Genomic DNA, 10,100 nt, shown 5'->3' with positions numbered 1-10,100 from the left:
TCGTGGGCAGCGGAGGCGCTGACATGGCCTCCAATGAGGATCCTTTCATGATTTGTCGCCTGCCCATTCGCCTCAAGGATCGGCTATTTAAAGTGGCGGCAGCTGCGGCCATGTCACTTGGGTTCGCGCCGACGGTGTGCGCCGCTCCACAGGCATCTTCCAATTCGACTACGACCTATCACAGGATGCAGATCGACGACGTCGGGGTTTTCTATCGCGAAGCCGGACCGAAAGATGCGCCCACAATCGTCTTGCTGCATGGCTTTCCGACGTCGTCTCGTCAGTACGAAGCGCTGATCCCGCTACTGGCCACTCGATACCACATCATCGCGCCGGATTATCCGGGCTTCGGACAAAGCGACGCGCCCGAACCGTCTGCTTTCCCCTATACGTTCGATCATCTCGCGAAGGTGATGGATGACCTGTTGGTGCGCCTCAAGATCAACCGTTACAGCCTGTACATGCATGATTACGGCGCTCCGGTAGGTTTCCGGATGATGCTGGCGCATCCGGAGCGGTTGGTCGCACTAATAACGCAGAACGGCAATGCTTATGAAGAGGGCTTGGGAAAGAAATGGCCCGCAATAGCTAAATTTTGGGCTGATCCGAAAGGTCATACTGAGGTTCTTGATACCTTCTTGTCCTTCGAAGCAACGATGCAGCGTCATACGGCAGGCACAACACATCCGGAGCGCTACAATCCGGATGCTTGGATAAGCGAGTTCGCGCACCTTGCAAAGCCCGGCCAACGTGCGATCCAGTCCGCGTTGCTCTACGACTATCGGAACAACGTCGCGGCCTACCCGCAGTGGCAGGCTTGGCTTCGCGAACGTCAGCCGCCGACCCTCGTCGTATGGGGAGCCAACGATCCTTCCTTCATTGCCGCGGGGGGCGCAGCGTTTAAGAGAGACTTGCCTAACGTGGAAACTCATTTGCTCGACGCGGGCCACTTTGCGCTCGACGAGAGGACCGACGAGATTGCGCATTTAATTCTCGATTTCATGGCTAGGCACTCGGAATGAATCGGTGTCGCCCCCTATCGGTCGCGCAGAGAGCCCTGCCCATTCCCAGCTTCAAAGCATGCGAGCTAGGTAGCATCGCCGTGAGCTGGCTTTCCGAGAGGCGGTCCGTTTTGACCGCCTCGCGCACGCACTTCCGCCAGTGACTGCCGATCAGTCGGGCCTATACGCGACGTGACTGAAGCGTCTTCGCCATCTGCGGCGAATCCTTCGATGAAGACGTGTTGGCGCTACCCTTGGTACGCCCAGTCCGCCACGGACCATCTCAGACGGCAGGCTCACACGCCGTTGCGTTCGAGGAAGTCCCGTATCCGGCAGGCGATCTCCGCCGGATGGGTCTCAAGCGCGAAATGGCCGGCGTCGATCAGGTGGATCTCGGCCTTAGGCAAGTCGCGCGCATAGGCTTTCGCGCCGGGCGGGATGAAGAACGCGTCGTTGCGGCCCCACACTGCGAGCAGCGGCGGCTGATGCTTCCGGAAGTAGGCCTGGAAGTCGGGATAGAGCGCGACGTTAGTGCGATAGCTCAGGATCAGGTCGAGCTGGATCTCCTGTGCCTCCGCACGGCGCATGTAGGCCATGTCGAGCGTCATGCCGTCGGGCGAGACCCGGCCCTCGGGCGCGCCGTGCTGGTACTGGAAGCGGATCGCCTCGTCGGTGAGCGAGGCCCGACAGGCCTCACGGTTGTCGGGCGAAGGATCACGCCAGTAGGCCTCCCACGGTCCCCACTCCGCGCTGAAACCTTCCATATACGCGTTACCGTTCTGGCTGATGATCGCGGTCACGCGCTCGGGGTGCGCCATGGCGAGCCGAAACCCGGTCGGCGCGCCGTAGTCGAAGACGTAGAGCGCGTATCGGGTGAGCCCCATCGCTTCGACGAAGCCCTCCGTCACCTTCGCAAGGGCGTCGAAGCTGTAGTCGAACGAGGCGCGCGGCGGGGCGACCGTATTTCCGAAGCCGGCGAGGTCCGGCGCGATAACGCGATACCGGTCGGCAAGCAGCGGGATCAGATCGCGGAACATGTGGCCGGCTGTCGGGAAGCCGTGTAGCAGCAGAAGCACGGGCGCATCCGGAGGGCCGGCTTCGCGGTAAAACACCGTAACGTCGCCGACCGGCTTTGTTCCGAAGCGCAGTGCGGCGCCCTCGTCTGCTGGCCCCGACATGGGGGCTGCCGCGGCGGCTTCCGGTGTGGCCACGGCCCCTGAAGCCCCAAGGCCCGCAAGCCCCAGTCCGGCGATCACGGATCGCCTCTCAAAACCTTCTTCGATCTTCGTCATCGCGTCGCCTTTCGCTTCGCCCGCGTCAGTCGGCGGAGAAGTAAGGCTTGCAGATCGCCGTATTAGCGGACAAACATGCACTCAGTCATTTCAGGATTTGCAATCATGGACCGGCTCGACGCGATGGCGATGTTCGTCGCGACGGTCGACGAGGGGTCGCTTGCCGCGGCCGCCCGCAAGCTCGCGCTCTCGCCCGCCAAGGTGACCCGCGCGCTGCAGATGCTGGAGGAGCGGCTCGGCGAGCGGCTGGTCCACCGCAACGCCCGGCGCCTTCGCCTGACCGAGGCCGGCGAGCGGCGGCTCGCTGTCTATCGTCTGGTTCTTGCGGAGCTCGAGACGGCGGAGGCCGGAGCGGGCGAGACAATCGACGGGCTGATTGGCGTGACGGCGCCGGAGCTCTTCGGCCGCCTTCACGTCATGCCAGTCATCGAGAGTTTTCTTGCGGCCCACCCGGCGGCTCGCGCCCGCGTCCTTCTGCTCAACCGGATGGTCGATCTGGTGGAGGAGGGGCTGGACGTCGCGGTCCGCCTTGCGCCGCTGCCGGACTCAGGGATCGTCGCCACGCGGCTCGGCGAGGTCCGCAATCTGGTCTGTGCATCGCCGTCTTACGTCGAGCGCGCCGGCGCGCCTGCGACGCCGCACGATCTCCAGGGTCACGCTTGCATCGGCGAGCAGGAGGGAGACGCTCGCGCGCTCTGGCGGTTCAAGGACCCGGCGGCGCGGCGAGCGAAGCGCTTCTCCGTGCCCATCGCGCCGCGGCTCGCGCTGAACTCGGCCGGCGCCGCGATCGACGCCGCGGTGCGCGGCCACGGCGTCTGCAACCCGCTGTCCTATCAAGTGGCCGGGCACATCGCGGCGGGTCGGCTCACCATGCTGCTCGACGCATACGAGCCGGAGCCGACGCCGGTCAGCCTCGTATTCCACCCGGTGCCGCGCCGCAACGTGACGCTGCGCGCCTTCATCGACCACGCGACCCCGCGGCTGCGGGAAGACCTTGCCGTCGTCGCGCGGAGCATTGGCTAATCGACGCGATCGTCCAATCCGCATGCATAGGGGTCGTACGCGAGATCGCACCTCTCCGGTCGACGCCGATCTGATCGAGGTCGACGCCGAACACTCCTAAGCCCGCTTGTCTGCCGGGCGTGCCGGAGCGTCGGGATGCCCTATCCAAGCTGATCGGCGGGGTGCATGGCTGAGCCAAACCTCGACGAGAGCCAAATTCGTGGACGATGGAGCGCGCTTCATATCGCCGAAACTCTTTGGACGCGGCTGGGCGCGCCGCAGAACATGCCGGCGATCCCGCAGGTGCTGCTGAGATCGCGACCGTTTCAGGCGTGGCGCAGACCATGAACGCGATCAGCCGAGCCGCGGTCGTGCTTCGGCCGGGGTGGCGGATGTCGACCTGCGGGCCTGGCGCGGCTTTCGCGCTACCGCGGAGCTGGGTTATCGCGAAGCCTGGCGAGCCATCGACAGCGGGGAAACTAGACGCATGGATCGACCCGCCAGGCGTCGGGCTCGATGAACGAGACCTCTAGCGCACTTCAGGGAGAACCCGTCCTGCTATGGCGCCGAGCATCGCAACCAGAGCAGGGTCGCGAGACTGCGGCGGCGTCACGATAGCGCCCTCGAGAGCCCGATCGGATCCTATCGGGCAAACTTCGTGAAACTCCGGGAAGCCCTTTGCGAGTTCGGTCACAAGGCGGCGCGCCTTTTCGCTGTTCTGGCGCATGACGGCCAACACCTGCGGGACCTCGACTCCCGTTTCCTGGGGCCGCCAGGCATCGAAATCCGTCACCATGCATACGCTGGCGTAGGAGATCTCGGCTTCGCGCGCGAGCTTGGCCTCCGGCATGTTGGTCATGCCGACGACCGAGGCTCCCATGGCCTTGTAAGCGAGCGACTCGGCGCGAGTGGAGAACTGTGATCCTTCCATACAGACATAGGCGCCGCCCAGCACATGCGGCACGGCGGCCGAAGTCGCCGCCTGTGCGATGCGGGCGACGAGTTTCGGCGCCACCGGATCTGAGAACGGCACATGCGCAACGCAGCCATCGCCGAAGAACGACGAGGGCCGTCGGAACGTGCGGTCGATAAACTGATCGATCAGCACGAAAACGCCGGGACCGATATCCGCTTTGTAGGAGCCGCAAGCTGAAAACGAAACGAGGTCGGTCACTCCCGCCCGTTTCAGCGCGTCGACGTTGGCCCGATAGTTCACTCCGGTCGGCGAGAGTCGGTGTCCGATCCCGTGACGCGGCAGAAATACCACCGTGGTGTCGCCGATCCGGCCGCGACGCAGCGGCGCGGAGGGTTCGCCCCAAGGACTTTCGACATCGAGTTCAGTTGCGTCCTCGAGTTCCGGCAGGTCGTAGACGCCAGACCCTCCGATGACGCCCAAAACGGCTTTGTTCACCGCCACGGCCCTCCGTTTGCATTGAACTTTCTACCGACGCTTCGCGACCGGATGACTTGTTGGGCTCGGGCAATAAGATGCGGAACGGGAGCCTCCGCCGCCTTGCGCAGCGGGTTGTGAGCCTCCGGATCGCCTATCTTGGAGGACGTTAGGATCCGAAGCAGCTTTCTCGCGACAGCAAGCGATCGCGCCGCGAATTCCGCGGCTTGAAGAGAGCGAACCGCGCTTCGGGCGACCGAGATGAATGTCGCGACGATACGCGCGCTAGCCGTCAGCGCCCCACGAAGCGAACCCGCGACCTTCCCAATCATCGCGCTGCGGCCAGGATGGGCCCGCCATTCGGAGCCTGCACAAGTATCGCAATATTCAGATTGTCAGCGTGGGCCCGGATCGGCAACGTCGTCGCGGCGCCGCTCCAGCTACCTAGCCGCTGCAAATCGTGCACGACATGCGTATGCGGCAAGGTACGGCCAGAGTTCTCCCCGCGTCCGACCGCGACCTGAACGGTGTGCGGATCATAGCGCACCAACCAGACGTCGGCGCCGCCTTGGGGAGCGGGCCCAGAACTCACGAAGACCTTTCCGGCGCCGATGGTGACGTCCGGACCGGCAAGCCCGCCCGACTGAGCGATAAGGCCTTCGACTTCGTTGAGGTTTTGGCCGACGGCGCTGAAGCGCCCGTCGATCACCATATGAGGCGTGAAGGGTCCTCTCAGACCAAGAGCCGGCACATAGTCAGCTTGCCGTTGGGTGAATTCAGCCTTGCCGAAAACATCCTTCCAGCCGAGCCGATCCCAATAGGTGACGGAGTAGCTGAGAGCCAACACGTTGCGTCGCCCGGCAAGCCGTATCAGGTTGGCGTTAGCCGGAGGGCAGGACGAGCAGCCTTGGCTCGTGAAGAGCTCTACTACGACTGGCTGCTCCGCTGCGTGCGCCGTTTGCGCGACGCCCAAGAGAGCCAGCGCCACGGCAGTCTTAAGTCCACCCATCGTCAGCCTCCTATCCGGTTCAGATCGGCGGCGCGCACAGCGCCTGAAGATCGACGCCGGCTCAGACGCCCGGCAGTTCGCGAACGGACCTCGCGCTGGCCGCCGATCGGAATACGCCGTGGAACGGGACTCCGTTACATGAACTGGGTGGAGATGGTGACCGCGAGCTTCAGTCGACGCGCCGCAGGCTGGTCGCCGTGATGTTCGTCACTCCGACCGGCCTGCGTGGAACCGCATCGTCGGCCGAAACGCGCTCATCTGCCTGAGTTACGTACCGATATATCTCCGCAGCGCCGCTCGCCGTGATCCTGCTCTCCTTGAGAAGGGGCGCGCCCAGCTCGCCCGGCGCTGCTGCTGGTCTTCTTGCGGGAGCACTTGGCGCGACATTCTACGCAATTCACTGTCCCGCCGGCTCCCCTCTTTTTGTGATGGTGTGGAACACGTTAGCAGTCGCTATCGGGACGGCTGTGGGCTCCCGCGTTCTGCGGTGGTGATCGATCCGATCTGGCCCGACAAGAGGTAAGCGGCCGCATCAAGCCGATGCAGCCGCGTCCTCTGCTTTGCAGATCCCGGGTGGTCGGGCGTCAGCCGCCGCCGGTCACCACGCGGCCCACATCGTTGGTCGTGCGCTCCTCGACGGCATGAATGGCCGGCTTGCGCGCGGGCAGGCCGGAATTGGTCGTGGGGGCGATCGTCCGCTCGACAGTCATCGGAACGACCTCGGCCCTTTCCGCGCGGCGATCCTGCGTGGCGAATGCACCGCCGGCCGAAACGACGAGAGCGAGAGCAGAAAAGGAGAGCTTAACAAAAGTCATGACGTCTATCCTCTAGGTCGCAGACATAGTCGTCCGTGAGTTGCACTGGCCGCATGGCCGATAAAGTGAAGCGAACCATTGGTATGATGAGGGTTATGTACTGTCCATCCCGTCTAAATCAGCCTTTTGGCACGTTCATGAGGATATTCGCCGGCGACAGTTCACCCGTTACATTTGGCTTCATAACGAGAGCGTGATCGCGAGCTCCGCGCTCGAGCCAAGCCACACGCCTGTATTCGGTCGCCGCTATCGGTTCTTTTTCGCGGCCTGGACCTTGCGGCATGTCAGGCGCTCAGCGGGCGCGCAAACAGCCCGGGCGTCCTCTTTCGGTAAGAGTTTGCTTTTGGCGGGCCGCAGGCGCAGTCGGCTGAGACCTTCAGTCCTCGAAATGTTGCGAAGACCCCGTCAACGTGCTCGACGGTTCACGAGCCTCGTCAGGCTCTGCGCAAAGACCGCGAGGCTGATCCCAAGTAGCGCGATATCTTTCAGCAAAAACTGACCGACGGTATTGATCCAGGGAAACCCCCCAATGCTGTCCTCCCAGATCGGGACGGCCAACATGATCGAAACCGTGGTGGCGAAGATCAGCGTTGCGATAGCGGCTCCGATCGCGCCTGCGCGCGCCGACCAAAGCGATGCGATCAGAAGCGCCGCGGCGACGAGCTCAACCACGCCAAGCAGATAGGATGTCAGCGTCTCGCCGAAGACCACGTAGAGCCACGACAGCCATGGCGTCGCCGAAATCAACGGCTTCAACGCCTCGACCTCGACCTGGGTGAATTTGAAGATACCGATCCAGAACAGGGGGGCCACAACGCCGGCCAGAGCGACGGCGCGGCCGACACTTGCGATGCGAGCGGCGGGTACCGCTCGATCCAGCCGGACAAGCGATCGATCGACGACTGTTGACAACCTACGCGGCATGGGAGGCTCCATATATGTGCGCGAAGCATACATATATGGCTTCGTTGCTGTCTATGCTCGGCGCATATAACTTGGCGAAGATGGGAAATGACCGGATCGTCAACGTGGTGGGCGCGCTCGCGCTAGCGCTGTCGGACAGCGTGCTCCAAGGCGCTGAAACGCAGGCCCCGGAGCCGGGCCAGGCTGCTGCCGCGATCGCTCTGCTGCGCCATGCGCCGGGCATGGCGATCGAGCAATTGCGCCGGGCTCTCAAGATGTCTCATCCCGGAACCGTTCGGCTGGTCGATCGGCTCGTCGCCGGCGGCTTGGTTGAGCGGAGGCCGAGCGAGCAGGACCGCCGCGCCGTCGCGCTTCATCTGACGGAGGCTGGCGACAGAAAATGCGCGGCTATCCTGCGTGCGCGTGGCGAACGCGTTCAACGGTCGCTCGGCGCGCTCGACGAGTTCGAATTGAACGCGCTTGGGCAAATAGCAGAGAAGCTTCTCGCAGCTTTGGTGCACAATCTGGATGAGGCCTATACCGTCTGCCGCCTATGCGACGTGGACGTTTGCGCCGACTGTCCTGTGGAACGTGGGCTTGCGGACCACGGTTGACCCCGCGCCTGTGAAGGAAGGCGAAAGACGGTCGCCAACCTGACGCTGCTCTGCCGACCGCCGGCAGCCCGACGCCTCCATCGAGGTCGGAAAGCCTGAAGGTTCTCACTCGAAGCGGAGCGGGGTCTTGGGGCAAGTCATCCGTCGAGAGCTTCGTCATGTCGGCTTTTGCGTGTCGGACGATTCGACGCCGCCGCCTAAAGAGCCGAATGATCCTTCACCGCGCCCTCGAGCGCGGGCTTCAGCCCTAGGAAGCGCTCGTCGACGGCTGCGGGATCGTCGCGATTGAGCGCGATCATCTGAGCGCGGGCCTCGCCGCCGCGGATGACCTCGAAACTGTCCGCCTCGATTCCTTCGACGATGGCGTCCGCGACCGCCGAGGCGGGCTCGCGCGAGAAACCGAGCTCTGGCCCGGCCCGGTTCGACTGCATCATCGGGGTGTCAGTTCCACCGGGATAGGCGGTGAGGACGTGAACGCCTTCGCCTTTCAGTTCGCGCCGAAGCGCCTCGCCAAACCTCGCAAGGCCCGCCTTCGCCGCAGCATAGGTTGCGTAGAAGGGCGCGCCGACAAGCGCGATGCCGGAGGCGACGTTGACGATCATGGCGTCGCCGCTCGCCCGAAGAGCCGGCAGAGCCGACCGCGTCAGCAGGATCGGGGCGACGAGGTCGACATCGATCATCGCTTGCAGATCAGCCTCGGCGGTGGCTTCGAGGCGCCCGGCGCGGACGCCTCCAGCGTTGTTCACGAGGATATCGAGCCCACCGAGCGCCTCGATCGCCCTTTCAAGCGTCGACGCGCGGCGGGCCGGTGTCGACACGTCGGCGCAGACGCCGGTGACCGGCGACCCCGCGCCGTTAAGGTCCTCGATCGCTTTCGAAAGCGCGTCGGGCCTTCGGCCGGTGATCGCGACCTTCGCATTCTTGGCTAGCAAAGCTCTCGCGAGCGCCAAGCCGATCCCGCTCGAGCCGCCCGTGATCAGGACGCGTTTGCCTGAGATGTTCATCCGAATTCTCCCGAAGGTTTGTCTTGCCCCGTGCGTCGAGGTGCTCGCGCCGTGGCGCTCGCGGCGCGGGTCGCCGCTCGTGCGATCGACCATCCGCCCGGGCTTCACGGCCACTCCGAAAGCGCCGCCATTCGGCTTGTTCCACGTCCAGACCGTCGGGGCGCATAGTCGGCGGCGTCCGTCATCGTCATGTTCGTTCGCGTTCACGCTGCGGGTGGATAGTTGCTCGGGAACAGCGCGCGCTTGGTCTCGTCGTCGCTGATTTTCTTGAAGTCGTAGTCCTTCCCGACGGCTCTTGCGCGCGCGACCGCGGGGCGAGCGTCCACGGTTTCGAACAGCCGCTTGAGATTGGGGAACGGAGCCAAAGGACTTTCGGCCCCCTTGCGCACGCGCGATGCGCGGTCGAGCCAGCCCCATGCGGAGATGTCGGCGATCGTATAGGTGTCGCCGACAAGATAAGCCCGCCCTTCGAGATGATCGTCGAGAACCTGATAGTGGCGCTCCGCCTCGCGCCGATAACGGTTCACCGCGTAATCGAGACCCTCAGGCGCCGCGAACTGAAAATGCACGGCCTGGCCGGAGAACGGCCCGAGGCCGGAGCCGAGGAACAGCAGCCACGACAATAGTTCCGGCCGATCTTCGGGGGAGCCGAGAAACTGCCCTGTCTTCTCCGCAAGATAGATCAGGATCGCCGTGGAATCGAAGACGCGCGCATCTTTCCCGGCCGGCCCATCGGTGTCGACGATCGCCGGCACCTTGCCGTTCGGATTGATGGCCCGAAAGGCAGGGGCGTGCTGCTCGCCCTTGCTGGTGTCGACGGGCAGCGCTTCATAGGGGAGGCCCGCTTCCTCCAGGAAGAGCGCGATCTTCGCGGGGTTCGGGGTCGGATGGTAATAGAAGCGGATCACGAGGGTCTCCGTCGATTGGTGGGCAGCCACGTCGGAGCTGGACAGACAGCAGCCCGAAAAGACGGACGTCGCGTTGGCGAGATCGGCGAGGCGTGATCGCCTCAGCGGGTTGTGTTTTAGAATGACCATTCTAGAATGCAGCGCTGCATTCACGATTGCAAG

General features: G+C 64.0%; 11 protein-coding genes. 4 read left to right on the top strand and 7 right to left on the bottom strand.

The features are described from left to right. The first annotated feature begins 23 nt into the window (after positions 1–23). The gene (locus tag ACO2RJ_RS12860) at positions 24–1,022 is read left to right on the top strand and encodes an alpha/beta fold hydrolase (protein WP_423268398.1); all 999 of its coding nucleotides are present in this window, start codon (positions 24–26) and stop codon (positions 1,020–1,022) included. Between the two features lie 275 nt (positions 1,023–1,297). Here the strand turns inward: ACO2RJ_RS12860 and ACO2RJ_RS12855 are convergent, their stop codons facing one another. Beyond that, positions 1,298–2,179 carry an alpha/beta fold hydrolase gene (locus ACO2RJ_RS12855; protein WP_423268397.1) on the bottom strand — a complete coding sequence of 294 codons (882 nt, stop codon included), beginning with the start codon at positions 2,177–2,179 and terminating at the stop codon, positions 1,298–1,300. A 219-nt stretch (positions 2,180–2,398) separates the two neighbouring features. Here ACO2RJ_RS12855 and ACO2RJ_RS12850 point away from each other — a divergent pair, with 219 nt between their 5' ends. Then, positions 2,399–3,316, top strand: a complete 918-nt coding sequence (locus ACO2RJ_RS12850) for a LysR family transcriptional regulator (protein WP_423268396.1) — start codon at positions 2,399–2,401, stop codon at positions 3,314–3,316. Positions 3,317–3,824: 508 nt separating this feature from the next. On the opposite strand, the gene ACO2RJ_RS12845 is transcribed toward ACO2RJ_RS12850, so the two are convergent. Together ACO2RJ_RS12845 and ACO2RJ_RS12840 are read right to left on the bottom strand one after the other, a co-directional pair. Continuing rightward, complete coding sequence (locus ACO2RJ_RS12845; RefSeq protein WP_423268974.1) at positions 3,825–4,706, bottom strand: S-methyl-5'-thioadenosine phosphorylase; 882 nt, start codon at positions 4,704–4,706, stop codon at positions 3,825–3,827. 307 nt (positions 4,707–5,013) lie between these two features. Next, positions 5,014–5,694, bottom strand: coding sequence for a DUF1223 domain-containing protein (locus tag ACO2RJ_RS12840; RefSeq protein ID WP_423268395.1), 681 nt, complete (start codon positions 5,692–5,694; stop codon positions 5,014–5,016). 281 nt (positions 5,695–5,975) lie between these two features. Between ACO2RJ_RS12840 and ACO2RJ_RS12835 the strand changes: the two genes are divergently transcribed. Next, the gene (locus ACO2RJ_RS12835) at positions 5,976–6,188 is read left to right on the top strand and encodes an NrsF family protein (RefSeq protein WP_423268973.1); all 213 of its coding nucleotides are present in this window, start codon (positions 5,976–5,978) and stop codon (positions 6,186–6,188) included. Between the two features lie 90 nt (positions 6,189–6,278). On the opposite strand, the gene ACO2RJ_RS12830 is transcribed toward ACO2RJ_RS12835, so the two are convergent. Further along, positions 6,279–6,509: a hypothetical protein gene (locus ACO2RJ_RS12830; protein WP_423268394.1), complete on the bottom strand. Its 231-nt coding sequence runs from the start codon at positions 6,507–6,509 to the stop codon at positions 6,279–6,281. Positions 6,510–6,914: 405 nt separating this feature from the next. Then, on the bottom strand, positions 6,915–7,433 hold the full coding sequence (locus ACO2RJ_RS12825; RefSeq protein ID WP_423268393.1) for a DUF417 family protein: 519 nt from the start codon (positions 7,431–7,433) through the stop codon (positions 6,915–6,917). A gap of 35 nt (positions 7,434–7,468) precedes the next feature. Between ACO2RJ_RS12825 and ACO2RJ_RS12820 the strand changes: the two genes are divergently transcribed. After that, a complete protein-coding gene (locus ACO2RJ_RS12820) occupies positions 7,469–8,026 on the top strand; it encodes a MarR family winged helix-turn-helix transcriptional regulator (RefSeq protein ID WP_423268392.1) in 558 nt (185 codons plus the stop codon). A gap of 197 nt (positions 8,027–8,223) precedes the next feature. Here the strand turns inward: ACO2RJ_RS12820 and ACO2RJ_RS12815 are convergent, their stop codons facing one another. Both ACO2RJ_RS12815 and ACO2RJ_RS12810 read right to left on the bottom strand, forming a co-directional pair. After that, the gene (locus tag ACO2RJ_RS12815) at positions 8,224–9,030 is read right to left on the bottom strand and encodes an SDR family NAD(P)-dependent oxidoreductase (protein ID WP_423268391.1); all 807 of its coding nucleotides are present in this window, start codon (positions 9,028–9,030) and stop codon (positions 8,224–8,226) included. Between the two features lie 203 nt (positions 9,031–9,233). Continuing rightward, a complete protein-coding gene (locus tag ACO2RJ_RS12810; protein WP_423268972.1) occupies positions 9,234–9,938 on the bottom strand; it encodes a glutathione S-transferase family protein in 705 nt (234 codons plus the stop codon). Between the last annotated feature and the right edge of the window lie 162 nt (positions 9,939–10,100).

Source organism: Hansschlegelia sp. KR7-227, assembly GCF_049446035.1.
Taxonomy (GTDB): Bacteria; Pseudomonadota; Alphaproteobacteria; order Rhizobiales; family Methylopilaceae; genus Methylopila.
The sequence above is the reverse complement of the archived record's forward strand: the minus strand, read 5'-3'. Positions and strand labels throughout refer to the sequence as shown.

Excerpts from the sequence above, each read along its gene's own strand:
- ACO2RJ_RS12855 (WP_423268397.1), bottom strand. The coding sequence starts at position 2,179 with ATGTCGGGGCCAGCAGACGAGGGCGCCGCACTGCGCTTCGGAACAAAG.
- ACO2RJ_RS12850 (WP_423268396.1), top strand. The coding sequence starts at position 2,399 with ATGGACCGGCTCGACGCGATGGCGATGTTCGTCGCGACGGTCGACGAG.
- ACO2RJ_RS12825 (WP_423268393.1), bottom strand. The coding sequence starts at position 7,433 with ATGCCGCGTAGGTTGTCAACAGTCGTCGATCGATCGCTTGTCCGGCTG.
- ACO2RJ_RS12830 (WP_423268394.1), bottom strand. The coding sequence starts at position 6,509 with ATGACTTTTGTTAAGCTCTCCTTTTCTGCTCTCGCTCTCGTCGTTTCG.
- ACO2RJ_RS12815 (WP_423268391.1), bottom strand. The coding sequence starts at position 9,030 with ATGAACATCTCAGGCAAACGCGTCCTGATCACGGGCGGCTCGAGCGGG.
- ACO2RJ_RS12840 (WP_423268395.1), bottom strand. The coding sequence starts at position 5,694 with ATGGGTGGACTTAAGACTGCCGTGGCGCTGGCTCTCTTGGGCGTCGCG.
- ACO2RJ_RS12860 (WP_423268398.1), top strand. The coding sequence starts at position 24 with ATGGCCTCCAATGAGGATCCTTTCATGATTTGTCGCCTGCCCATTCGC.
- ACO2RJ_RS12820 (WP_423268392.1), top strand. The coding sequence starts at position 7,469 with ATGGCTTCGTTGCTGTCTATGCTCGGCGCATATAACTTGGCGAAGATG.